We start from the raw sequence: 24,605 nt of genomic DNA, 5'->3' as shown, positions 1-24,605 counted from the left end.
TTAGGACACGAGTGAAATCATGAAATTCACACTCTCCTGGCTGAAAGACCATCTGGAAACGGATGCCACCCTTGAACAGATCTGCGCGCGTCTGACGGCGATCGGGCTCGAAGTCGAGGATGTCGATGACAAGGCGGCGTTCAAGCCCTTCGTCATTGCCAAGGTCGTCTCGGCCGAAAAACATCCGCAAGCCGACAAGCTCAGGGTACTGATGGTCGATACCGGCACCGGCGCCCCGATCCAGGTTGTCTGCGGCGCCCCGAATGCACGCGCCGGCCTGATCGGTGCCTTCGCCGCGCCCGGCGCCTATGTTCCGGGTATCGACGTGACGCTTGCAGTCGGCACCATCCGCGGCGTCGAAAGCCATGGCATGATGTGCTCGGAAAAAGAGCTGCAGATGTCGGACAGCCATGACGGCATCATCGACCTGCCGGAAGACGCACCCGTCGGCACCAGCTTTGCCGCCTATGCCGGGCTCGACGATCCGATGATCGAGATCAACCTGACGCCCAACCGGCCGGACTGCACCTCGATCTACGGCATTGCCCGCGATCTCGCCGCCTCCGGTCTCGGCACGTTGAAGACAGCGCCACAACCGGCCTTCAAGGCCGAAGGCGACACCACCACCAAAGTCACGCTCGATCTCGGCGAAGACAGCTATCTCTGCCCGGGCTTTGCGCTCCGTCTGGTGCGTGGCGTCAAGAACGGCCCGAGCCCGAAATGGATGCAGCAGCGTCTGCTCGCCATCGGCCTTCGTCCGATCAATGCCTTGGTCGACGTTACCAACTACATGACCTTCGACCAGGGCCGACCGCTGCACGTCTTCGATGCAGCCAAGGTCAAGGGCAACCTTACCGTCCGCCGTGCCGTTGAAGGCGAAAAAGTTCTGGCGCTCGATACGCGCGAATACACTCTTTCGCCGGCTAACGTTGTTATCGCTGATGACAACGGCATCGAGTCGATCGGCGGCATCATGGGCGGCGAGCATTCCGGCTGCGACGAGAACACTGTCGATGTGCTGATTGAATCCGCCCTCTGGGACCCGATGAACATCGCCAAGAGCGGCCGTTCGCTGGGGATCATCACCGATGCGCGCTACCGTTTCGAGCGTGGCGTTGACCCGGAATACATGGTTTCCGGCCTTGAGCGCGCCACCCAGCTGGTTCTCGACATCTGCGGCGGTACGGCGGCAAAGACCGATGTGATCGGCTATGCCGGCTACACGGCCAAAGTCGTCGATTTCCCGGTGTCCGAGGTTAAGCGCCTGACCGGTCTTGAGGTCAGCTCGGAAGAGGCGATTTCGATCCTCAAGGGCCTCGGCTTCGGCGTTGAAGGCTCCGGTGAACGCGTTTCCGTCTCCGTCCCCTCCTGGCGTCCCGATGTCGATGGCAAGGCCGACCTCGTCGAAGAAGTCATGCGCATCCATGGCGTCGACAATATCAAGCCTGAACCGATCGAAAGCCTTGGCGCCGTCAATGGCAAGATCCTGACGACCCTGCAGATCCGCACCCGGCTTGCCAAGCGGTCGCTGGCCGCCCGCGGCATGCTCGAAGCCGTCACCTGGTCGTTCATCTCGAAGGCGCAGGCCGAGCTTTTCGGCGGCGGCGCAGCCTCGTTGTCGCTGGCAAACCCGATCGCCGCCGACATGTCCGACATGCGGCCATCGCTGCTGCCCGGTCTTTTGACCGCCGCCCAGCGCAATGCCGACAAGGGCTTTGGCGACGTGGCGATCTTTGAAGTCTCCGGCACCTATGAGAACGACACGCCCACCGGGCAGCGGCGTGTTGCCGGCGGCATCCGCCGTGGCACCGCCTCGCTTGCGGGTGCCGGCCGCTCCTGGTCGAATGCCACCAAGGGCGGTGGCAAGCCGGTCGACGTGTTCGACGCCAAGGCTGATGCCATTGCCGTTCTCGAGGCCTGCGGCGTGCCGATGGGCAATGTCCAGTTCGAAGCCGGCGGCCCGTCCTGGTATCATCCCGGCCGCTCCGGCACGATCAAGCTCGGCCCGAAGATCATCCTCGGCACCTTTGGCGAGTTCCATCCGAAGGTGCTGGAAGCGCTCGACGTGTCCGGCGCCCTCGCAGGCTTCGAAGTCTTTGTCGACGCCATGCCTGAGCCGAAGAAGAAGGCCACCCGCACCAAACCGGCGCTGGAGCTTTCGCCCTTCCAGGCCGTCAAGCGCGATTTCGCCTTCGTGGTCGACAAGTCCGTCGAAGCCGGTGCGATCCTGAAGGCCGCATCAAGCGCCGACCGCAAGCTGGTCACCGGCGTCAACGTCTTCGACATTTTCGAAGGCGCATCCGTTGGCGAAGGCAAGAAGTCCGTCGCCATCGAAGTCGTCATCCAGCCGGCAGACCGCACGCTGACCGACGAGGATTTCGAAGCCCTCACCAGCAAGATCATCGCCAACGTGACGAAGAACACCGGTGGAGTTTTGCGGGCTTGAGAATGAGACACCAGAGGGGTGAGCTTCCTGCTCCTCTGGTTGTCCGGGGCTTGGCCGCCAACCGTCCAAGGGTAATTAAGCCGCTGGTCTATTGCTCCCAGCGTTGAAAAATCTGACATGTGGTTGAGGCTCGATATCGAGTGCTTTTGCATCAGAATATCAAAGTGAGCCGACAAACCAATTGCGAGGCTCCGATAAGGAGACATGCGATGGGCACAAAGACCCTGAAAGAAATCGTAAGTGTCCTGGAAAACGACGCAACAAATTACGCCGTTTTTCTTGAGTCGTTTGAGATGTCACTGACGCAGCCATCGACCTCAGTCGCCCAGATTAAAACAGCTTTGGGGGAAGGGGCGGTTTTGAGCAGCATTGAAGAAGTCCAAAATGCATCTGTCTGGACCGTGGTGGAAGAAGCCTTGCTCTATGCTGGCGACCCTGGTGCTGGACCTTCCGCAGCTGTAATGGCATCTGAAAAGCTCGCTTCCTTGATGGATGCGCTCAAGAAACAGGTCGGTGAGCTGGTCAAAACGGCGACAAAAACCGAGTCTTTTTCGCTACGGGATGGGCATCCGGCATATCCCGTATTTTGGGACTTCGCGCTGCTTTTCCAAAACGCGACAAGTGCAACGATCTTGATGGGGTCGAGCTCTGACTAGCTGAGCAATCAACCGACACCAACAAACACCTGCGTGCCAAATGGCGCACCTCTTTACCGCAGCTAAAAACGAACTTGCCGTGCGCAATCGCTCGATGTAAACAACATCCGTCGCGAAAAGCGGCCGCTTCCCTTGATCCGCTCAGTAGCGGAGTAAACAGGTGGACGAATTGTCGTCCAGGTGGTCAAGCACACGCCATCCCTGCGCATTTTGGCATGGATCGGCCAGCGTTTCCCATAAACCACACGCCGGACCTCCGTCAGGCCCTATTGCACGCATCGGCGCTGATCGCGTCTGCATGCCTGCGTCGATCGGATCGCGCCATGAACAGGCCTCTACTTGTCATTTTTACCGCCATTGTCCTTGATGCCATCGGCATCGGTCTCATTTTTCCCATTCTGCCCTCGCTGCTGCAGGAGGTCACCCACACCCAGAACGTCGCGCCCTATATCGGCACGATGACCGCGCTTTATGCGGTGATGCAGTTTATCTTTGCCCCGGTGCTCGGTGCGCTCAGCGATCGGCTGGGCCGCCGGCCGGTGCTGTTGATTTCGCTTGGCGGTGCGGCCATCAACTATCTCTTTCTGGCTTTCGCATCCAATCTCTGGATGCTGCTTATCGGCCGCGCCATCGCCGGCCTGACCAGCGCCAACATCGCCGTGGCGATGGCCTATATCACCGACATCTCTGCCGAGGACCAACGCGCCCGGCGCTTTGGTCTGTTCAACGCCATGTTCGGCATCGGCTTCATCATCGGCCCCGTTCTCGGTGGCGTCCTTGGCGATCATTGGCTGCGGCTGCCGTTCATCGCAGCCGCGCTGCTCAACGGCTGCAATCTGCTTCTGGCCTACTTCATCCTGCCGGAATCCCGTCCGCCAACACGCGAGACACTGGATCTCGGCGCACTCAATCCGTTGCGCCCCTTGCGCTGGGTCTTCTCGATGAAGAGCGTGCTGCCGATCGTCTTCATTTTCTTCATTTTCAGCGCCACCGGCGAGGCCTATGGCACCTGCTGGGCGCTGTGGGGCAGCGACGCCTTCCATTGGAACGGTCTGTGGATCGGTCTGTCGCTCGGTGCCTTCGGTATCTGCCAGACGCTTGCCCAGGCATTCCTGCCGGGTCCGGCCGTAAAACTTCTCGGCGAACGGACAGCTATTCTGGCCGGGGTCACCGGCACCTGCATTGCCCTCATCGTCATGGCATTCGCCACGGAAAGCTGGATGATCTTCGCGATCATGCCGGTGTTTGCGCTTGGCGGTATCGGGGTGCCAGCGCTGCAGGCCCTCGCGACCCGGCAGGTCGACGAGCGGAGCCAAGGCCAGTTCCAGGGCGTGCTGGCCTCGGTTGTCAGCCTTGCCTCGATCGTGGCCCCGCTGGCCTTTTCGAGCTTTTATTTCGTCTTCAGGCAACAATGGCCCGGCGCGATCTGGCTATCGGTCGTCGCCGTCTACGCGATCGGCATGCTTTTGGTGCTTGGCCTGCGATTGAAGCCCGGGGCGGCAATGGCACCATAAGGCCGTCGCTCTCCGCAACAGATTGGAAGCAGATCCTGACGGGGATACGCGGCAGTCCATCAAGACGGACTGCGCGCTGGAAAACGGGTGTGGTGGACGTTCATACCCCTGAAATACTTCATGTTTCCAGCCTCATAGAATGAGCGGCCGGAGCCACGCGACCCGACCGAGAGCTTTTTTCATCCCCGCAAATCCCCGCGATCAGAACCTGTGTCATCATCATCGCGTCCTGTCATCGGCGAGACCGCTAGGCGTAGCGGTGAGACAGGGCCGGTGCCGGGCGGAGGACAGACGTAAGCCTTTCTCCGGTGGATGGTCAGAAAGTGGTTTCCCTCCCGTCTGCAAAATGGCGGGGCGTGCCTGTGAGGCACACATGAGGACCGGCGAGCGGTATTGCGACAGCAGTATCTTTCCTGGCGCGGCGGCAACGTCAGCGTCACCCCGTATCAAAAGGGCGCCGTCATCCCCGCAGAGAAACCGGAGTTGCCATCGTCGAACACTGAACGGGGCGCTGGAAGGCGTCATATACCTTACTTTGTCCCGGCACTTTCCAGCGCCCCGGCCAAGTCAACCGAACCAGCAGACCCACGGCGGATTTCCGGGCGTGGTTATAGACCGTTGAGGAAGGCGGCGATCTCCCAAGGAAAGGACAAGAACCGCAGCAACCCTTTGGCCAAGTCCCCCCTATCGGTGCAGATGAAACAGCTTGTTGACGATCACCCAGCGGCCGTCGATCTTCAGCAGCGACAGGTAATCTGTAAACCGCATGCCGCCGAATTCGTCGGCTACCTTGACGAAGGCGGCGTCGCCTTCGATGTCGGTGATCTCGATATCCATCAGGGGCTGGGTTCCGGGAGGGGCCGGCGGCTCGGCGAGGGTAGCCGCGATGAAATCGTCGCGGGACATCCATTCGACGGCGCCCTGGTAATGGCCGATGATCTTGGCATCCGGATGGAACGCCTTGCGCAGCGCCGCCTCGTTGCAGAACGCCATGCCATCGACATAGAGGTGAACGACTGCACCGATAGACTGCTCGTCGGACATGCTTCTCTCCCTTGCTGACCGCCGATCCTAGCATGAAGGCGCGAGCGAATGAAGGCGAGACGGCGGATCGTTCCAAGACTTGGCGCACGGAAAACGGGTGGCTTGGTCTACGGCTGCGGCATAGTCTTTACCAAAACCAAGGAGCATCCGATGAAAAAGCCGGGATCGATGAAAGCACTGGAGGATATGGGCCGGGCGCGGCTGTCGGAAAACTTCTTCCTGCGCGACTTCCTGCATTCTGAAATTGCCGATTTCTACGGCATGCCGAATATTCCCGACGATCCGCAACTGGCAATCGCCGCCGGTACAAAACTCTGCGAGGAGCTTCTGGAGCCGTTGCAACGGACATTCGGGCGGCTGCACATCCGCTCCGGCTACCGGTCGCGTTTGGTCAACGAGTTCGGCAATCGTCATAAGCTCAACTGCTCAACCAATGCGGCAACGGCCGCCGACCATATCTGGGACATGCGCGATGCCGACGGTTGCATGGGCGCCACCGCCTGCATCGTCATCCCCTGGGTCTGGGACCGGCGCGCCGCCATTGGCGGCTGGCAATCGCTGGCCTGGTGGATCCACGATCACCTGCCCTATGCCTCGCTCTGCTTCTTCCCAAAGCTCTGGGCCGTCAACATCCAGTGGCATGAACGGCCGGTACGGCGCATCCGCAGCTATATCGCGCCGGCGGGGCTTCTGACCAAGGCGGGCATGGACAACCATTCCGGCGATCATGCGGATTTTTACAAGGCCTTTCCGGTACTCAAGAGCTAGAAGCTCATCCGGTAGCGCACGTGGCCATCGGCTTCGGTATAGTGATCGTAGAGTTTTCGCGCCGTCTCGTTGCCTTCGTCGGTGTGCCAGTACAGGCGCGCCCAGCCGTTGGTTTTGGCTTTGGTGACAAGGTCGTCGAGCAGCGCCTTGCCGATGCCTTGTCCACGCGCAACCTCGTCAAGGAATAGATCCTCCAGATAACAGACCGGCTCCTTGACCCAGGTTGCCTCATGCAGGAGGCAGATGGCGAAGCCGACCGCCCGGCCATCCAGAACGGCGACCCGCATAAACAGCGGTGTCGCCGGGTCGATGATCCGTGCCCAGGTGGTAGCCGTCACCTCTTGGGATACGGCAACCTTGTAGAAGGCGACATAACCTGCCCAGAGCTTGCGCCAATCGGCCTCGTCACCTGCTTCAGCATCGCGGATCTCAACACTCATGGTCCACCTCCCTTTGCGTCTATTCGCTGGCTTCGTTGAGCAGCCGGACGGCTTCGTCGGACAGGGTGATCGAAGCCGATTTCGTTAGGCTTTGAAGCTGCTTCAGGCTGGTGGCACTGGCGATCGGGGCCGTGACGCCCTTGCGCGCCATGATCCAGGCCAGCGCAATTTCCGCCTGCGTATTACCGGTATCGGCCGCCACTTCATCGAGCGCACCGAGGATGCGCATGCCACGTCCGTCGAGATATTTGCCGACCCCACTGCCGCGCGCCGAGCCTTCCAAATCCTTGTGCGAGCGATACTTGCCCGACAGGAAGCCCCGCGCCAGGCCGAAATAGCTGATGACGCCGATATCCTCGGCGATGCAGAGATTGCGCAAAGGCCCATCGAAGGATGCCCGGTCATAAAGATTATATTCCGGCTGCAGCACGTCGTAGCGCGGCAGGTTCTGACTTACGGAGATATCCAGCGCCGCCCGCAACTGCTCGGCATTCAGATTGGAGGCGCCGGCATGGCGGATCTTGCCCTGCTGCAGAAGCTTGTCATAGGCGCCGAGCGTTTCCTCATACGGCGTCTCGTCATCCGGCCAATGCGAGAGATAGACATCGATATGATCGGTCTGAAGCCGGCGAAGGGAATCCTCCACCGCCTGCATGATCCACGTTGCCGAAAGGCCCTTTTTGCCCGGACCCAGGTCAGAGCCGACCTTGGTGATGATGACGGCTTCGTCCCGGACACGGCCCTTCAACCATTTGCCGATGACCATCTCGGACTCGCCGCCCGCATTGCCGGGAACCCAGGAAGAATAGACGTCTGCGGTATCGATCGCATTGAAGCCCGCGTCGAAAAAGGCGTCGAGCAATTGGAAGGAGGTTTTCTCATCGGCGGTCCAGCCGAAGACATTGCCGCCGAAAACCAGCGGCGCGATCGGCAGGCCCGTGCGGCCAAGGGTTCGCTTTTGCATAGGGTCGCTCCAGATTGTTTGGGATCATCGCTTGGGAGGCGTGAAGTCTGCACCAAGGACATAGGCGGGGTACAGTGCTTTTACATGCGGGGCGGCAATTTTATTCCGGCATGGATAGCTTGATAGGCACGTACCTCGGAGATACTGTGCCGCCAAAACGGAGAGGACACATCATGTTGCGTTTCGGTATTCTGTCGACGGCCAAGATCGGCCGCGAACTCGTTGTTCCCGCCATTCAGGACGCTGAAAACTGCGTCGTCACCGCGATTGCCAGCCGCGACCTGTCCAGGGCGCGCGAGATGGCCGATCGCTTTTCGGTGCCGCATGCTTTCGGCTCCTACGAGGAAATGCTTGCTTCTGACCTGATCGACGCTGTCTATATTCCGCTGCCGACCTCGCAGCATATCGAATGGACGATCAAGGCCGCCAATGCCGGAAAACACGTGCTCTGCGAAAAGCCGATGGCGCTGAAGGCATCGGAAATCGACGCCGTGATCGAGGCGCGCGACCGCAACAAGGTGCTGATCTCCGAAGCCTTCATGGTCACCTACAGCCCCGTCTGGCACAAGGTCCGCTCGCTGCTCAAGGAAGGCGCGATCGGCAAGCTGCGGCATGTGCAGGGCGCTTTCACCTACTACAACCGTGATGCTGGCAACATGCGCAACAAGCCGGAACTCGGCGGCGGCGGATTGCCGGATATCGGCGTCTACCCGACGATCTCGACCCGTTTCGTCACCGGCAAGGAGCCTGTCCGGGTTCAGGCGAACACCGACCGTGATCCGGAATTCGGCACCGACATCTATTCGAGCGTGCGGGCCGATTTTGGTGATTTCGAGCTGAGTTTTTACATCTCCACCCAGCTCGCCGCCCGCCAGATCATGGTGTTTCACGGCGACAAGGGTTTCATCGAGGTCAAATCCCCCTTCAACGCCGACCGTTACGGCGCCGAAGAACTGGAACTGACAAACCAGAATCACTCGCAGTCGCAGCTTTTCCGTTTCCAGGACGCCCGCCAGTACAAGCTGGAGGCAGAAGCCTTTTCGCGCGCTGCGAAGGGGGAAGCGGAAGAAGTCGTGACGCTGGAGAGCTCGGTCAACAACCAGAAACTGATCGACGCCATCTATCGCGCCAGCGAGAAGGACGGCTGGGAACCGGTCTAAGCCCGCTTCACACCAAACAGAAACCCGCCGGCAACAGCGCGGCGGGTTTGCATGACCGGCATCGCGGATCCGGATGTCTATGCCTCGGAGCGCAGCGCCACGACCAGCGCGGTCAGAAATGTTGCGGCCATACCTGCATTATACGCCAAAATCGCCAGCCCGAGTGCGAGCAGCGACACATTCCCCCACGAACAGAGCGCTGCCAAGACAAAGGCAATGATGATCAGCCAGGGCGTCATCAAATAACAAATCAACGATCGCGTGCCCGCCGCCAACAATCCGATTGCAAATGCGGTCAAGATTATCATCCGACCCTCCCGCCATAATCATAATGCGGCAACACTGGGGCGGATGGGCTAAAATTGACTTAAATTTCAACGTGTCAGGCGCCATGCGCCCGGTTTGGACGGTATGAAACCGCAGGTATGGTGAAAGCTTTGTTGAGAGCAGCGCCAAAGGCTGGCTATCCGCCGCCGGGCACGGCAAAATAGCCGGATGAACTCGTTCTTCGAATCCGATTCGCCCTCCAATCTCGCCGAGTATTCGGTCTCCGAACTGTCCGGCTCCATCAAGCGCACGGTCGAGCAGGCCTTTGACCAGGTGCGGGTGCGTGGCGAGATTTCCGGCTATCGCGGCCCGCATTCCTCGGGGCACGCCTATTTTTCCCTGAAAGACGACAAGGCGCGCATCGATGCCGTCATCTGGAAGGGCACGATGAGCCGGCTGAAGTTCCGGCCGGAAGAGGGCATGGAAGTGATCGCCACCGGCAAGGTGACGACGTTCCCCGGCTCCTCCAAATACCAGATCGTCATCGAAACGCTCGAGCCTGCAGGCGCTGGCGCCCTGATGGCGCTGATCGAGGAGCGCAAGCGCAAGCTCGGTGCTGAAGGCTTGTTCGATCCCTCGCGCAAGCGGCCGTTGCCGTATATGCCGAAAATCATCGGCGTCATTACCTCGCCGACCGGCGCCGTCATCCGCGATATCCTGCACCGCATTGCCGACCGCTTTCCAGTCCATGTCATCGTCTGGCCGGTGCGAGTACAGGGCGAAGGCTCCGGCAATGAGGTGGCTGCTGCGATCGAAGGTTTTAACGCCTTTACCGCTGGCGGCCCGATCGCCCGGCCCGACCTTTTGATCGTTGCGCGCGGCGGCGGTAGCCTGGAGGATCTCTGGAGTTTTAACGACGAAGCCGTGGTGCGGGCGGCGGCCAATTCGCAGATTCCGCTGATCTCCGCCGTCGGCCACGAGACTGACTGGACCTTGATCGATTATGCCAGCGACCAGCGGGCGCCGACGCCGACAGGGGCTGCGGAAATGGCCGTGCCAGTAAAGGCCGATCTGGAGGCTGCAACCTCGGCACTCTCCGCACGGCTGAAATCTGCCGTCGGGCGGCAGATGGATAATCGCCGCCAGAGCGTGCGGGCGTTGACCCGTGCCCTGCCCTCGCTCGATCAGTTGCTGGCGCTGCCCCGCCGCCGTTTCGACGAGGCATCCGTAGGATTGGGCCGCGGGTTGCAGATGAACACCGCCAACAAGCGGCGGAGCTTTGAGCGGATCGCCGCGCATCTGCGGCCGGACGTTCTCTCGAACCGGATCAACGAGAGACGCCAGAAGCTTGGCGAGCGGATGATCCGCGCCGAGCGCATCGTCGAGCGCCTGCTGCAGCGCTCCGCCTCGCGGGTATCCTCCGCCGATGTTGCGCTCCGCACCCTGCCCGCCCGTTTGCTGAGCCAGATTCACCGGTCTCAGGATCGCCTGACCGGCCTTTCCGGCAGGGCCGACAGCGCGCTTCTGGCCGACCTGCGGCGCCGGCGCAGTGCGGTGACGGCGCACGACCGCATCCTGCAATCGCTATCCTATCGCAACGTGCTGAAACGCGGCTATGCGCTGGTGCGCGACGAAACCGGTGCGCCGGTGAAGGGCGCTGCGGCCCTGTCTCTCAACCAGACGATCGCCATCGAATTTGCTGATGGGTCTATCAATGCGGTGACGGTCGAGGGGAGCGCCACACCGCCACCACAGCCGGCAAAGAAACGTGCCGACAAACCGGCGGACGCAGCACCGTCCAAACAAGGCAGTCTGTTCTAGGATGCATATTCTCCTCGTTCTCGCCCATCCGCTCGCCGACAGTTTTGCCGCAGGTGTTGCGGCCACTGCGAAGGCGGCACTTGAGAAAGGCGGCCATAGCGTCGATCTGCTCGATCTCTACCGTGAAGACTTCGATCCACGTTTGCTGGAAGCAGAGCGGCGCGGATATTTCAATACGCCTTATGACACTGCGGCGGTCGATGGAATCGTTGTGCGGCTGAGAGCCGCCGATGGACTGATCCTGGTTTTTCCGCAATGGTGGTTCAATTTTCCGGCGATCCTCAAGGGTTTCTTCGACCGGGTCTTTGCACCGGGCGTCGCCTTCGACCACGAGCAATCCGGCGGCCGCATCCTTCCACGCCTGACCAACATCAAGCTGTTCTGGGCGCTGACGACAACAGGCTCGCCCTGGTGGGTCGTCAAGCTCTACATGGGCAACCCGGTGCGCCGCCTGCTGAAGCGCGGGATCGCAGCCTTCTGCGCCAAGGATGTCAAATTCCGGATTATCTCGCTGCACGACATGGACCGGGTGAGCCCGGCACAACGCGCCGCGCATCTGACAAGGGTTGAAAAGGCGCTCAAGCAGATTTGAGTGCGCCGAACCTTCACGAAAAGAAACGGTTCCGTAACGGTCTTGCCGCTAAAATAGAGGTTGGTTGAACCGAGGGCGCCCGATGCCGGTGGAATTATCAGCTTCGCAGGCTTTGAACCTCTGGCATAGCGTCTCGCTGGAACAGGTGCGGATCGATAATCGCGACCTGACGCTCCGGCAGATTTCCATTCTGCTGCATATCTACCTTGTTCCACCGCCGCATACGGTGCGTGGGCTGGCCGGAATTCTCGGTGTCACCAAGCCGGTGATTACCCGCGCACTCGACACGATGGGCGATCTCGGCCTTGTGACCCGCAGTCGCGACGAGCGCGACAAACGTAATGTGATCATCAAGCGCACGGTCGATGGTGCGCTTTATCTTGAAAAACTTGGCGATCTGATCATTGATCAGGGACGCAAACTGTCTATCTGAGGATTTATGTCTGATCTTCCCGACCGTCGGCTGAACGCCTACCGCACCGATCTTGCTGAGGAGCGCCTTCGCGGCGTCGTCGAGGCGCCCAGCTATGTCAGTGGCTCACCGGGGCTGATCTGCGTGCCGGTGGTGCAGATGCGGGCAAGGCCGGAACTCGAATGCGGCACCGATACGGAACTGCTGCTCGGCGAAACCGTCCGCGTTCTCGATACCGACGCCGGCTGGGCCTGGGTGAAGTCCGATTTTGACGATTATGTCGGATATATTCCCGATTATGCGGTTTCACCTGTCGTGCGCAGCCTCACCCATATTATCACCGCCCCGCGCACCTTCATCTACTCCGGACCGGACCTGAAATTCCCGACAGTGCAGGCGCTCTCCATGGGCAACCGGATCGCCGTCATCGACGAGCGTGAGACGCGCGGCACCCGCTATTTCCTGCTGGAAGGCGGGCAGGCAGTGATTGCCAACCACTGCGTCGAGGTCGGACAGCCGCTTTCGGGAGACTATGTCGCTATCGCCGAGCGTTTTCTAGAAACCCCCTATCTCTGGGGTGGCCGCTCCGGATTCGGCATAGACTGCTCCGGCCTCGTACAACTCTCGATGATGATGACCGGCAGACACGCGCCGCGCGACACCGATATGCAGGCCAGCGGACTTGGCACCGAAATCGACCGCAGCGAACTCACGCGCGGCGACCTCGTGTTCTGGAAGGGCCATGTGGCGATCATGGAAGACGAGAAGACGCTGCTGCATGCCAACGGCCATACGATGACCGTCTCGCATGAGGGACTTGAAGAATCGATTCAGCGGATCGGCTGGCTCTACAACAAGCCGACGGGGTTCCGCCGGCCTTGATCAATAGCCGGCTGTGCGATCCACCAGATGCTCCAGCGGCAGGCCGCTTTCAAAGCGGTCCATCTGTTGCTCGGCATGGACAAACAGCGCCTTTACGTCTGACGACGCTGCCACATGCGGCGTCACATAGACATTGTCCATGTCCCAGAACGGGCTGTCGCTGGCCAATGGCTCCTGCTCGAACACGTCGAGTGAGGCACCGCCAAGAACGCCCGACTCGATCGCGGCGATGATATCGGCGCTCACCTGACTGCCGCCACGGCCGCCATTGATCACAACCGGCGCACCAAAAGGTCCCTTGCGGCTGAGCTCTGAAAACAGCGCGGCATTCAGGATGCCTTTTGTCTCGGCTGTCAACGGCAGCAGGCTGACGAGGAAATCGGTCTTGGCCAGAAAGGCATCCAGCGCATCGCCGTCAAACGTCTCGACGCCATCGATTGTCTTTTTCGAGCGCGACCAGCCGATGGTCTTGAAGCCCATGACGCCAAGTTTGCGAATGGCGTCCTGACCGAGGATGCCGAGGCCCATGACACCGACGGTCACGTCAGCCGCTTCCGGCTGGCTCAGATCCTCCCAGACATGCGCCTTCGCCCGCGCCTCGTAGGCGCGGTGCTGGCGAAGGTGCATGAGGCAGTTCATGACCACCCATTCGCTCATCCGCGTCGTCAGGCTGCGATCGACAAAGCGGACCAGCGGCACATCAGGCAGACCCGGCAGCGTCAGGACGTGGTCAACGCCGGCACCGCCGGAAAACACCACCTTCAGATCAGGAGCGCGCGAAAACAGGTCCGGATCGGATTTCCAGACGACGGCATAGTCGATGCCGGAGAGATCGCGGCCGTTGTGGGCGGGGTCGGCGAGATTGATGACCTCGCGTCCCGGGAACGCACCTTTCAGGCCGTCCTCCACTTCGCGCGGAATGAATTTCAGATCGACGATGACGGGGCTTTTCGCGGACATGACACAGACTCTATTGGCGGACGGCGGGCACATCGACCGCTTCCATGTTGAAGGCGGCGGCCATCAGCGCCTTGGTATAATCTTCCTGCGGCGCCGTGAAGATTCGCTCGGAAGGCCCCTGCTCGACGACCTTGCCGAGCCGCATGACGATCATGTCATTGGCAAGGGCACGCACGACCTTGAGGTCATGGCTGATGAAGAGATAGGCCAGCGAATGCTTCGCCTGCAGATCGCGCAGCAGATCGACGACCTGCGCCTGTACGCTCATATCCAGAGCCGACGTCGGCTCGTCGAGCATGACGAACTGCGGTTTCAGCACCATAGCGCGGGCAATGGCGATACGCTGACGCTGGCCACCGGAAAATTCATGCGGGTAGCGCCAACGCGTCGCCGCATCGAGGCCGACTTCTTCAAGGGCTGCGGCGACACGCGCGTCGCGTTCCTTTTCCGAAAGGCCCGACTCATGCACCTTCAACCCCTCGGCGATGATGTCGCTGACGGCCATGCGCGGGCTGAGCGAGCCGAAGGGATCCTGAAAGACGATCTGCATGCGATTGCGTAGAGGGCGCATCTGCTTGAACGAATAGCCGGCTATCTCGTTACCGATGAAACTGATCCGCCCCTTCGACGAGATCAGCCGCGTCAGCGCCAGGCCAAGCGTTGTCTTGCCGGAGCCGGATTCACCGACGACGCCAAGCGTCTGGCCGGCGCGCAGTGTCAGGTCGATGCCATCGACCGCCTTCACATGATCGACCACCTTGCGCAGGAAGCCGGCCTTGATCGGGAACCAGACTTTCATGTCCTGCGCCGCCATCACCACCGGTTTCGACGTGTCGGAAACGGGCGGCACGCCCTTGGGCTCGGAGGCCAGCAGGTGGCGGGTATAAGCGTGCTGTGGATTGGCGAAAATCTCGGCCGTCGGACCGGTTTCGACGATCTTGCCCTTGGTCATGACGCAGACACGGTCGGCGATCTTGCGAACGATGCCGAGGTCATGGGTGATGAACAGCATCGACATGCCATGATCGTCCTTAAGCTTTTTCAAAAGCTCGAGGATCTGCGCCTGTACGGTCACGTCGAGTGCCGTGGTCGGCTCGTCGGCGATCAGAAGCTCCGGCCGGTTGGCGAGCGCCATGGCGATCATCACGCGCTGGCGCTGGCCGCCGGACAATTCATGCGGATAGGCAGCGAGCCGCTTTTCCGGTTCGCGGATGCCGACCTGATTGAGCAGTTCCAGCACGCGGGTCCGCGCTGCGGCGCCGGTGATGCCCTGGTGCAGGTCGAGAATTTCGGCGATCTGCCGCTCGATCGAATGCAGCGGGTTGAGCGACGTCATCGGCTCCTGGAAGATCATCGTGATGTCGTTACCGCGCACCTGGCGCAGTTCGGCATCGGAAGCCGTCATCAGATCCTTGCCGTTAAACAGGATTTCGCCGCTCGGGTGGCTGGCAGCAGGATAAGGCAGAAGCTTCAGGATCGAATTGGCCGAAACCGATTTCCCCGAGCCGGATTCGCCGACCAGCGCCACCACTTCGCCACGCTTGATATCGAAGGAAACGCCATCCACCGCCGTCGTTGTCCTGCCGCCCTGATGGAAGGCGACCGAAAGATTGCGCACGGAAAGGAGGGTGTCTGTCATCGTGGCGCTCACCGGAAGGTCTTCCTTGGGTCGAAGGCATCACGGGCGGCTTCGCCGATGAAGATCAGCAGCGACAGCATCACCGACATGACGACGAAGGCGGTCAGCCCGAGCCAAGGGGCCTGCAGGTTGGACTTGCCCTGGCTGATCAGTTCGCCGAGCGAGGCGGAACCCGGCGGCATGCCGAAGCCGAGGAAATCGAGCGAGGTCAGCGTTGTGATCGAGCCGGAGAGAATGAACGGCAGGAAGGTCAGCGTCGCCACCATGGCATTGGGCAGAAGGTGGCGGAACATGATCGTCCGGTTGTTGACGCCGAGAGCGCGGGCGGCCCGCACATATTCGAAATTGCGCGCCCGCAGGAACTCGGCCCTGACGATACCGACGAAACCGACCCATGAGAACAGCAGCATGATCCCAAGCAATATGAAGAAACCCGGCGGCAGGATCGCGGCGATGATCAACAGGATGTAGAGCACCGGCATCGAAGACCAGATTTCTATGAAGCGCTGCATTAGAAGGTCCGTCCAGCCGCCGAAATAGCCCTGTACGGCACCGGCAGTGACGCCAACGACCGCGGAGGCAATGGTCAGGGCAAGGCCGAAGAGGACGGAGATGCGGAACCCGTAGATCATCCGCGCTGCAACGTCGCGCGCCTGGTCGTCGGTACCCAGCCAGTTGAGATTGCCGAGCGTGCAGCCGGGATCATTTTCGCCCTGCGGATAACCGGAGCAGCGCTCGACCTTGTCCATCAGCCAGAACGGCTTGGTGGGCGCCGAGTGCGGAATGTTGGAATTGGCCGTCTGATAGGAATAGCGGATCGGCGGCCAGATCATCCAGCCATTGGCCTTGATCTCGTCGGAGATCTCTGGCGCGCTATAGTCGGTGATCGCCAAAAACCCCAGATCGCCGAGGAATTTTTCTTCCGGATACTGGACCAGCGCCGGAACGAGCAGTTCGCCCTTGTAGGAGACCAGAACCGGCCTGTCATTGGCGATGAACTCGGCACCGAGGCTGAGACCGAACAGGACGAGGAAGATCCAGAACGACCAGAAACCGCGGCGGTTGGCCTTGAAATTATCCCAGCGGCGGCGGTTGACCGGCGACAGGCGGCCCGTGCGCCCAGTCACCAAAGTTGGATCGGCGGAGACGATGTCGGCAGCCATCAGACGTCCCTCCTGTCGAAGTCGATGCGCGGATCGACCCAGGTATAGACGAGGTCAGACAGCAGGCTGACGAACAGGCCCATCAGAGAGAATATATAGAGCGTTGCAAAAACGATCGGATAGTCGCGCTTGACGATGGCGTCATAGCCCAGACGCCCAAGACCATCGAGCGAGAAGATATATTCGGTCAAAAGCGAACCGGTGAAAAAGGCGGTGATGAACGCGCCGGGGAAGCCGGCGATGATGATCAGCATGGCATTGCGAAAGACATGGCCGTAGAGAACCTGGCGCTCGTTCAGCCCCTTGGCCCGCGCTGTCGTCACATACTGCTTCTTGATTTCGTCGATGAAGGAATTCTTGGTCAGCAGCGTCGTCGTCGCAAAGGCCGACATCAACAGCGTGATCAGCGGCAAGGTCATGTGCCAGAAATAGTCGAGGATCTTCTGCCACCAGTTCAACTGGGCGAAATTATCCGACACGATGCCGCGCAAAGGGAACCAATCGAAGAACGAACCGCCGGCAAACAGCACGATCAACAGGATGCCGAACAGGAAGCCCGGCACCGCATAGCCGACGATGATCACGCCCGATGTCCAGACGTCGAAGGTCGAGCCATCGGACATAGCCTTCTTGATGCCGAGCGGGATGGAAATCGCGTAGGAAAACAAAAGGATCCAGAGCCCGAGCGAGATTGAAACCGGCATCTTGTCGAGGATCAGGTCGATGACCGAGGTGTTGCGGAAGAAGCTCTCACCGAAATCGAAGCGGATATAATTCCACATCATCTGGCCAAAGCGCTCAAGTGGCGGCTTGTCGAAGCCAAACTGCTTTTCCAGCTTCTTGATGAATTCCGGATCAAGCCCCTGCGCGCCCCGGTATCTGCCGGAGGAATCATCGGAGAACGACTGCCCAAGATCACCACTGCTCCCGGATAACCGGTCGCCGCCCTGCTGGCCGGTCAGATCGGAGATCACCTGCTCGACGGGGCCGCCCGGCGCAAACTGGATGACAGCGAAGGAGATGGCCATGATGCCGACGATCGTCGGGATCATCAGGAGAAGACGGCGCAGGATATAGGCACCCATCAGCGTTGCTCCCGCCTGCCGCCGTTTCCAGCAACACGATCCGATCCGCAAGCGGCCTGCCACCTGTTTTCAGTCAATCCGTTCGTCTCCTTGAAGGCGCCCTTGCCAAACCGGCCAGGACGCCCAAACTGATTCGCATATTTGCATATGGAGTACATGGTGAGCCCTACGCAAGGCTTTCATGGGGTTCCGGCAGGCTTCGACCACCAGACATCCGGGAATCCCATGCCGTAATAGGGCAATTCCGCCGGATGGGTTAGGTGGCTCCAGTAGGCGACTTGTACCGACTTGGAATAGAACATCGGCACTAGGTAGTGATGGGCCAGCAGGACACGGTCGAGCGCGTGGGTGGTCGCCACAAGCTCGGCGCGGTCCGGCGCGAAGATGATCCTACGGATGAGTTCGTCGATCGCCGGATCGGAAATGCCCGCGTAGTTCCTTGAGCCCGGCTGATCGACCGAAGCCGACCCCCAGTAATCGCTCTGCTCGTTGCCCGGCACCAGCGTCTGCGACCAGATGCCGTAGATCATGTCATAGTCGAAGCTTCTGATGCGGTTGGTATATTGTGAGGCGTCGACCGTGCGGATACGGGCATCGATACCGATATCGTTCAGGCTCTTGATATACGGCAGAACCGTGCGCTCCTGAGACGCATTGGAAAGGAGGATTTCGATGCCGAAAGGTTCGCCGGTCTTTGCGTTGACCAGCTTATTGTTCTTCAGTTCGTAGCCCGCCTCCTTGAAGAGGCTCATGGCCTTGCGCAGGTTCTCACGCGCCTTCTGCGGATCGCCGGCCACCGGATTCGTGTACGGCGTGGTGAAAACGTCAGCAGGAACCTTGTCCTTCAGCTCCTCTAGGATTTCCTTCTCGCGCCCCTCCGGCAAACCTGAGGAGGCGAGCTCGGTGCCCCAGAAATAGCTGTCGATGCGGTTGAGCCTGTTATAGGCGAGAGTGCGGTTGAGATTCTCAAAATCATAGGCGTAGTTTAACGCCTCGCGCACTCGCTGGTCCTTGAATTTGTCCCGGCGCAGGTTCGGCACAAAGGCCTGCATGATGCCGATGGCGCGCAGAGGGTTTTGGATTTCCTCGCGAATGATGCGGCCATCCTTTACGGCGGGAAAATCATAGGCCGTCATCCAGTGGCTGGAGCTGTTATCTTGGTAGAAATCAACATTGCCGGCGCGGACAGCCTCGAACTCGATGGTCCTGTCGCCGAAGAACGTGTAGGTGATCGCACCAAAATTGTTCTGGCCGACGTTCACATTCAGGTCCTTGCCCCAATAATCGTCACGCAATTCGAAGCGGATCGAACTGCCCGCGTCGAACGACGCGATCTTGTAAGGGCCGGATCCCATAACCGGCTCCAGCGTGGTGCGGCTGATATCGCGCTTGTTGCCCTTGGCATCCTGGCCTTCCCACCAGTGCTTCGGTACGATCGGAAACTGGCCGAGAATGTTCGGCAGCTCACGATTGTTCTTCTCGTCGAAACGGAAGGTGACGTCGCGCGCGCCGCTCTTTTCAGCCGAGACCACATGGCGGTAATAGTTGGAGAGAAGAGGATTATGTTCCTTCGACATATCGAAGGAGAAGATAACGTCTTCCGGTATCACCGGCGTACCGTCCGCCCATTTCGCTTCAGTGCGCAGCCGGAACGTCGCGGAAGAAAAGTCGTCGGGATAGGAGACGCCTTCGGCGAGCAGCCCGTAAGAGGCGGTGATCTCATCTTCGGCGGATTTCAACAGCGTATCGAAAACTAGCGACGCAACGCCCGCCGCCGCCTCGCCCTTGGAAAGGATCGGGTTGAAGGTGTCGTAGCTCCCGGTTGCGGAGAGCTTCAGCACGCCGCCCTTGGGCGCATCCGGGTTGACATAATCGAAGCGGGCAAAGCCGTCCTTGTGTTTCAGGTCGCCAATCGTGGAAATGCCGCCGTGCCAGACCGGCTCCTGAGCCACCACCGGTCCAGTTGCCAGAAACATGGTCGCGGCCAATGCCAATATGCGTCTGAAATTCATGCCAACTTGCCTCTTCCGTTTTTCATTTTTTCGCTACTTGAACGACAGAATAGGCAAAATCCGGGCAATTGACAGAAGCCGCCTCAAATCGGGCATTTTTTTTGGGTCACGGTTGTGTGTCCGGCAAGGCTGACACAAAGACGGTGTGTCAGTGTCGGCACGGCAAATCGCAGTTGGGCATCGCTTATGCGCGGATCGCCACGCAATATCAGGAAACGGACGGCATATGGCACCGACAAAGGCAGGCTTTCTTCGGCATCTCGGATCGGCGGCACTGGCCGGACTGATCGGGCTGAGCCTTGTGGCAGGCGATGCAGCGGCCGCCGACAATACGCCTGCAAAGCAGATTTTCGGCAAGGTGCAGCTTCCAAGCGAGGCGGCAGCGAACCCAATCGGGTTTTATGCCAAGGGCTGCATGGCCGGCGCCGTGGCGATCCCCACGGACGGGCCGACATGGCAGGCGATGCGTCTGTCGCGCAACCGCCGCTGGGGAAATCCGGCAATGATCCAGCTGCTGGAAACGTTCTCGCAGGATGCGGTACGGCTTGGATGGGGCTCCGGCATCCTGATCGGCGATATTTCGCAGCCGCGCGGCGGGCCGATGATTACCGGGCATGCTTCCCACCAGATCGGGCTCGACGCGGATATCTGGTTTCAGCCCAAGCCTGCGCAGTCGCTTTCCGCGCAGACGCGCGAGGACATGCCGTTCATCTCGATGCTCGACAAGAGCAAGTTTCTGACCGTCAATTCAGACCGCTGGACACCAACCCACGCCAAGCTGGTGATGCAGGCGGCAAGCTATCCGCAAGTGGAGCGTGTTTTCGTCAACCCGGCGATCAAGAAGAAGCTGTGCGAGACATGGACCGGTGACCGCGACCTGCTGGGCAAGGTGCGTCCGGTCTATGGCCATGACGAGCATTTCCATATTCGCATGTTCTGCCCGCCGGGCACGCCAAGCTGCAAGGCGCAGGCGCCGGTCGCAAGCGGCGACGGATGCGACAAGTCGCTTGCCTGGTGGTTCACCAAGGAACCCTGGGCTACACCGAAAAAAGACCCCAATGCGAAACCGGTAAAACCGCGCTTCACAACCCTTTCGGATTTGCCGAAAGCCTGCACGGCCCTGCTGGCTGCACCTGCAGCTTCGGAACAGTCGGCCACTTTCGGCTCGGCTTACGTGGCGCCGCAGCCATCACCTGGCGATGCGGCGATCCAGCAGGCCATCCATGCGGGAAACAGCGACCTGCCGGACAATGACGTTCCGGTCCCCCTGGCTCGCCCTGCCATGCAATAGGCTTGAGGCGCCGAAACTTTCGGCGCTTTTCAACTGCCGGGCAGTGCTGTAGAGAAAATCAAATCGATTTAATTCGAGATTTTTCCTGATCGGTGTGATGCCGGGAGTTCTGTGATGGCAAGCCAGACATGCGTGGCGCTGATTGCGCACGATGAGAAGAAAGACGACATGGCCGCGTTTGCGCAGGCCAATGAAGCCGTCTTTGCCGGCTGGAAAATCGTTGCCACCGGCACCACGGGCGGCCGGGTGCAGGAGGCATGCCCGAGCCTTAATGTGATCCGGCTGAAGAGCGGCCCGCTTGGTGGCGACCAGCAGATCGGCGCGATGATCGCCACCGGCGACGTGCAGATGCTGATTTTCTTCGTCGATCCCCTCACCGCCATGCCGCACGATGTCGACGTCAAGGCGCTGATGCGGCTTGCCACCGTCTACGATATTCCGATGGCTTTGAACCGGGCGACGGCAGAACGGTTGATCGACTTCAACCAACCCTGATACAGCTCTTTTCCAGCCTTCAGTCCGCACGATCATAACGGAACCCTCCATGCCCACGCTCCCAGATACCGACAGCGGCCTCACCTTTCCGATCCTGATCGGTGATATCGGCGGCACCAATGCCCGCTTCGCCCTGCTCCTCGACGCTTTTGCCGAGCCGAAGCTGTTTCCGATCATTCCGACGACTAGCTACGCCAGTATCGAGGAAGCGCTGCAGACCAGTATTCTCGACAAGACCTCGGTTCAGCCGCGTTCGGCGATCATCGCTGTGGCAGGCCCGGTCAAGGGCGACGAGATACCGCTGACCAATGCCGGCTGGGTGATCAAGCCGAAGGACATGCTGACGGCGCTGTCGCTGGAAGACGTGATCATCATCAACGATTTCGAGGCGCAGGCGCTTGCCATCGCTTCGATCGGTAACGAGGGCCGCGAACAGATCGGCCCGGGCTCCATTCTCGAATCCGCCTCATGCGCCGTGCTTGGCCCAGGCACCGGCCTTGGCGTTGCGGGTCTCGTCCATGCCCAGCACACCTGGTTTCCGGTTCCCGGCGAAGGCGGCCATGTCGATGTTGGTCCGCGCACCGAGCGTGACTATCAGATCTGGCCCTTCCTCGAGCCGATAGAGGGACGCATTTCTGCCGAACAATTGCTGTGCGGCCGCGGCATCATGAACATCTACCGCGCCGTCTGCGAATCAAAGGCGTGGGACCCGAAGCTTGCCGATCCGGCAGCCGTGACCACCAATGCGCTTGCGGGCAGCGACGAGGCGGCAGTGGAGACTATCTCGTTGTTTTCCACCTATCTCGGCCGCGTCGCCGGTGACATGGCGATGATCTTCATGGCGCGGGGCGGCGTGTTCCTTGCCGGCGGCATTTCGCAAAAGATCCTGCCGGCACTGAAGAAACCGGAATTCCGCCTGGCCTTCGAGGACAAGGCGCCACATTCGGCTTTGCTCAAGACCATCCCGACTTTTGTGGTCACCCACCCGACCGCAGCCCTGTCCGGCCTTGCCGCCTATTCGCGCACGCCTTCGCGCTTCGGTGTGGCAATGGAGGGACGGCGCTGGAGAACTTGAGGCCTCGGCTTAGGGCCAGACTCGCCAAACAGGGATCAAGGTACTATAGAGCCCGGTGAAATACCGCGCTCCAAAGCGCGCCGGGTTTTAAGGAAACCAGCTTGAAGCAAGCCAAAACAAAGCTCCCCGCAATCGATCGCGAGACCATTACCAGCGTCCTCAAGCGTGTGATCGCGGAAAATGGGCGGGCTCACCTGCGTGGCTACGGCATTGCCATCGCCTGCCTCGTCCTTGTTGCCGCGACCACGGCGTTTACCGCCTGGGTCATGGAATCGGTCGTCAACGAAGCCTTCGCCAACAAGCGCGCCGATATCGTCCTCTATATCTGCGGTGCGATCTTTCTGGCCTTCGTGCTGCGTGGCTTTGCCACTTATGGCCAGGCTGTGGCGCTGTCGAAGATCGGCAACAATATCGTTGCCAGCTACCAGCGCCGGCTCTATTCGCACCTGATGGCGCTGAGCGTCGGCTATTTCAGCGATACCCGCTCGGCCCGCATCTCCGCCCAGATCAGCCAGAACGTTTCCGGCATTCGCGACGTGCTCAACATGACGGTGACGTCGCTTGCGCGCGACTTTCTGACATTGGTGGCGTTGATCGGCGTGATGATCAGCAAGGACTGGCTGCTGACGCTGATCGTTTTCGTCGTCGCACCGCCGTTGCTGATCGGCCTTCGCTACATCTCCCGCCGGTTGCGGCTGGCGACGCGCGAATCGGTGGAGATCAACAGCCACGTGCTCGGCGCAATGCAGGAGACCATCCAGGGCATCACCATCGTCAAGGCGTTTACGATGGAAGACCAGCTCAGGACCAAGGTCGAGGCGATCATCGACAGGGCAGAAAACCGCGCCAACCGCATCGCCCGCCTCAGTGAGCGCACCGCGCCGATGACGGAAACGTTTGCCGGTTTTGCGATTGCCAGCGTCCTGGCCTATGCCGCCTTCCGCTCGATCTACGATGGTATCCAGCCGGGCGCTTTCTTCGCCTTCGTGACGGCGCTGCTGATGGCCTATGATCCGGCCAGGCGCCTGGCCCGACTGCAGGTTTCGCTGGAGCGCGCCGTCGTCAATGCACGGATGATCTACGAAATCCTCGATATGGTCCCGCATCAGCGTGACCTGCCGGACGCTGGCGATTTGCAGATCAAGACAGCCACCATCGAATTCAAAAACGTCCGTTTCGCCTATCATCACGGCGACGATATTCTGAAGGGTGTCAGCTTCATTGCCGAAGGTGGCAAGACGACGGCGCTTGTCGGACCGTCCGGTGCTGGGAAATCGACCGTCATCAGCCTCATTCCGCGTTTCTACGACCCATCTGGCGGCGAAATCCTGATCGACGGGCAGGACATCGCCCATGTCACCAAACAGTCGCTGCGCAACGGGCTCGCCTATGTTTCGCAGCAGCCTTATCTGTTTGAAGGCTCGATCCGCGATAATATCCGCTATGGCCGCCCCACGGCCACGGATGCAGAGGTCGAGGAAGCCGCGAAACTGGCCTATGCGCATGATTTCATCCGCAACCAACCGCAGGGATATGACACTGCGGTCGGTGAAAACGGTGTGACCCTTTCGGGCGGCCAGCGCCAGCGGCTGTCCATTGCCCGCGCGCTGGTGCGCAATGCACCTATCCTGCTTCTCGACGAAGCGACTTCGTCACTGGATACCGAATCGGAGGCAGCCGTCCAGAAGGCGCTCGATCACGCCATGAGCGGCCGCACCGTGGTGGTGATTGCCCACCGCCTGTCGACCGTCGTCAATGCCGACAAGATCATCGTCATGAAGGACGGGATCGTTGCCGAGGAAGGCACCCATGAGGCGCTTGCGCAGCGCAGTAACGGCCTCTACGCTCGCCTTCACAATCTACAGGGCGAAACGCCGTCACAGGCGGAAGCAGAAACTCTCATTTGACAGGAACTGGGA

General features: G+C 60.3%; 22 protein-coding genes. 13 read left to right on the top strand and 9 right to left on the bottom strand.

The genetic code is table 11. From position 1 onward, the window contains the following. Positions 1–19 precede the first annotated feature (19 nt). The 3 genes from pheT (at position 20) to ACQY8Q_RS12825 (ending at position 4,616) form a co-directional block, all read left to right on the top strand. Complete coding sequence (gene pheT, locus ACQY8Q_RS12835) at positions 20–2,446, top strand: phenylalanine--tRNA ligase subunit beta (RefSeq protein ID WP_428426925.1); 2,427 nt, start codon at positions 20–22, stop codon at positions 2,444–2,446. A 209-nt stretch (positions 2,447–2,655) separates the two neighbouring features. Then, positions 2,656–3,102: a hypothetical protein gene (locus ACQY8Q_RS12830; protein WP_428426924.1), complete on the top strand. Its 447-nt coding sequence runs from the start codon at positions 2,656–2,658 to the stop codon at positions 3,100–3,102. Positions 3,103–3,425: 323 nt separating this feature from the next. Then, complete coding sequence (locus tag ACQY8Q_RS12825; RefSeq protein WP_428426923.1) at positions 3,426–4,616, top strand: TCR/Tet family MFS transporter; 1,191 nt, start codon at positions 3,426–3,428, stop codon at positions 4,614–4,616. Between the two features lie 684 nt (positions 4,617–5,300). Here ACQY8Q_RS12825 and ACQY8Q_RS12820 read toward each other — a convergent pair. Next, positions 5,301–5,660, bottom strand: a complete 360-nt coding sequence (locus ACQY8Q_RS12820; RefSeq protein WP_428426922.1) for a nuclear transport factor 2 family protein — start codon at positions 5,658–5,660, stop codon at positions 5,301–5,303. A 150-nt stretch (positions 5,661–5,810) separates the two neighbouring features. On the opposite strand from ACQY8Q_RS12820, the gene ACQY8Q_RS12815 reads away from it, so the two are divergent. After that, positions 5,811–6,428 (top strand): hypothetical protein, encoded by a 618-nt coding sequence (locus tag ACQY8Q_RS12815; protein ID WP_428426921.1) that lies wholly within the window; start codon positions 5,811–5,813, stop codon positions 6,426–6,428. Here the strand turns inward: ACQY8Q_RS12815 and ACQY8Q_RS12810 are convergent. After that, positions 6,425–6,868: an N-acetyltransferase family protein gene (locus ACQY8Q_RS12810; RefSeq protein ID WP_428426920.1), complete on the bottom strand. Its 444-nt coding sequence runs from the start codon at positions 6,866–6,868 to the stop codon at positions 6,425–6,427. The genes ACQY8Q_RS12815 and ACQY8Q_RS12810 overlap by 4 nt on opposite strands. Before the next feature lie 19 nt (positions 6,869–6,887). Continuing rightward, on the bottom strand, positions 6,888–7,832 hold the full coding sequence (locus tag ACQY8Q_RS12805; RefSeq protein ID WP_428426919.1) for an aldo/keto reductase: 945 nt from the start codon (positions 7,830–7,832) through the stop codon (positions 6,888–6,890). 173 nt (positions 7,833–8,005) lie between these two features. Between ACQY8Q_RS12805 and ACQY8Q_RS12800 the strand changes: the two genes are divergently transcribed. After that, the gene (locus ACQY8Q_RS12800; protein WP_428426918.1) at positions 8,006–8,992 is read left to right on the top strand and encodes a Gfo/Idh/MocA family protein; all 987 of its coding nucleotides are present in this window, start codon (positions 8,006–8,008) and stop codon (positions 8,990–8,992) included. A gap of 77 nt (positions 8,993–9,069) precedes the next feature. Here ACQY8Q_RS12800 and ACQY8Q_RS12795 read toward each other — a convergent pair whose 3' ends face one another. Beyond that, entirely contained in the window at positions 9,070–9,300 is a 231-nt protein-coding gene (locus ACQY8Q_RS12795) for a hypothetical protein (RefSeq protein ID WP_428426917.1), read from the bottom strand. Between the two features lie 187 nt (positions 9,301–9,487). On the opposite strand from ACQY8Q_RS12795, the gene xseA reads away from it, so the two are divergent. From xseA to ACQY8Q_RS12775, 4 genes are all read left to right on the top strand, one after another. Further along, on the top strand, positions 9,488–11,080 hold the full coding sequence (xseA, locus tag ACQY8Q_RS12790) for an exodeoxyribonuclease VII large subunit (RefSeq protein WP_428426916.1): 1,593 nt from the start codon (positions 9,488–9,490) through the stop codon (positions 11,078–11,080). Between the two features lies 1 nt (position 11,081). Beyond that, entirely contained in the window at positions 11,082–11,672 is a 591-nt protein-coding gene (locus tag ACQY8Q_RS12785) for an NAD(P)H-dependent oxidoreductase (protein ID WP_428426915.1), read from the top strand. An 82-nt stretch (positions 11,673–11,754) separates the two neighbouring features. Beyond that, positions 11,755–12,105, top strand: a complete 351-nt coding sequence (locus tag ACQY8Q_RS12780) for a MarR family winged helix-turn-helix transcriptional regulator (RefSeq protein WP_037103841.1) — start codon at positions 11,755–11,757, stop codon at positions 12,103–12,105. Between the two features lie 6 nt (positions 12,106–12,111). Continuing rightward, entirely contained in the window at positions 12,112–12,966 is an 855-nt protein-coding gene (locus ACQY8Q_RS12775; protein ID WP_428426914.1) for an NlpC/P60 family protein, read from the top strand. Here ACQY8Q_RS12775 and ACQY8Q_RS12770 read toward each other — a convergent pair whose 3' ends face one another. From ACQY8Q_RS12770 to ACQY8Q_RS12750, 5 genes are all read right to left on the bottom strand, one after another. After that, positions 12,967–13,926, bottom strand: a complete 960-nt coding sequence (locus ACQY8Q_RS12770; RefSeq protein WP_428426913.1) for a 2-hydroxyacid dehydrogenase — start codon at positions 13,924–13,926, stop codon at positions 12,967–12,969. A gap of 10 nt (positions 13,927–13,936) precedes the next feature. Continuing rightward, complete coding sequence (locus ACQY8Q_RS12765; RefSeq protein ID WP_428426912.1) at positions 13,937–15,565, bottom strand: ABC transporter ATP-binding protein; 1,629 nt, start codon at positions 15,563–15,565, stop codon at positions 13,937–13,939. Between the two features lie 8 nt (positions 15,566–15,573). Further along, on the bottom strand, positions 15,574–16,728 hold the full coding sequence (locus ACQY8Q_RS12760) for an ABC transporter permease (RefSeq protein ID WP_428426911.1): 1,155 nt from the start codon (positions 16,726–16,728) through the stop codon (positions 15,574–15,576). After that, positions 16,728–17,813: a microcin C ABC transporter permease YejB gene (locus tag ACQY8Q_RS12755; protein WP_113313275.1), complete on the bottom strand. Its 1,086-nt coding sequence runs from the start codon at positions 17,811–17,813 to the stop codon at positions 16,728–16,730. Before ACQY8Q_RS12755 ends, ACQY8Q_RS12760 begins: the two co-directional genes overlap by 1 nt. 179 nt (positions 17,814–17,992) lie before the next feature. After that, a complete protein-coding gene (locus ACQY8Q_RS12750; protein WP_428429774.1) occupies positions 17,993–19,789 on the bottom strand; it encodes an extracellular solute-binding protein in 1,797 nt (598 codons plus the stop codon). Between the two features lie 262 nt (positions 19,790–20,051). On the opposite strand from ACQY8Q_RS12750, the gene mepA reads away from it, so the two are divergent. The 4 genes from mepA (at position 20,052) to ACQY8Q_RS12730 (ending at position 24,593) form a co-directional block, all read left to right on the top strand. Further along, positions 20,052–21,116 carry a penicillin-insensitive murein endopeptidase gene (gene mepA, locus ACQY8Q_RS12745; RefSeq protein ID WP_428426910.1) on the top strand — a complete coding sequence of 355 codons (1,065 nt, stop codon included), beginning with the start codon at positions 20,052–20,054 and terminating at the stop codon, positions 21,114–21,116. 114 nt (positions 21,117–21,230) lie between these two features. Next, on the top strand, positions 21,231–21,611 hold the full coding sequence (locus ACQY8Q_RS12740; RefSeq protein WP_428426909.1) for a methylglyoxal synthase: 381 nt from the start codon (positions 21,231–21,233) through the stop codon (positions 21,609–21,611). Positions 21,612–21,660: 49 nt separating this feature from the next. After that, positions 21,661–22,686: a glucokinase gene (locus ACQY8Q_RS12735; protein WP_428426908.1), complete on the top strand. Its 1,026-nt coding sequence runs from the start codon at positions 21,661–21,663 to the stop codon at positions 22,684–22,686. Between the two features lie 101 nt (positions 22,687–22,787). Beyond that, positions 22,788–24,593: an ABC transporter ATP-binding protein gene (locus ACQY8Q_RS12730; protein WP_428426907.1), complete on the top strand. Its 1,806-nt coding sequence runs from the start codon at positions 22,788–22,790 to the stop codon at positions 24,591–24,593. Positions 24,594–24,605 lie beyond the last annotated feature (12 nt).

Origin of the sequence: Pararhizobium sp., from assembly GCF_965279435.1 — a bacterium.
Classification (GTDB): domain Bacteria; phylum Pseudomonadota; class Alphaproteobacteria; order Rhizobiales; family Rhizobiaceae; genus Pararhizobium.
This window is presented reverse-complemented; position numbering and strand designations above follow the sequence as displayed.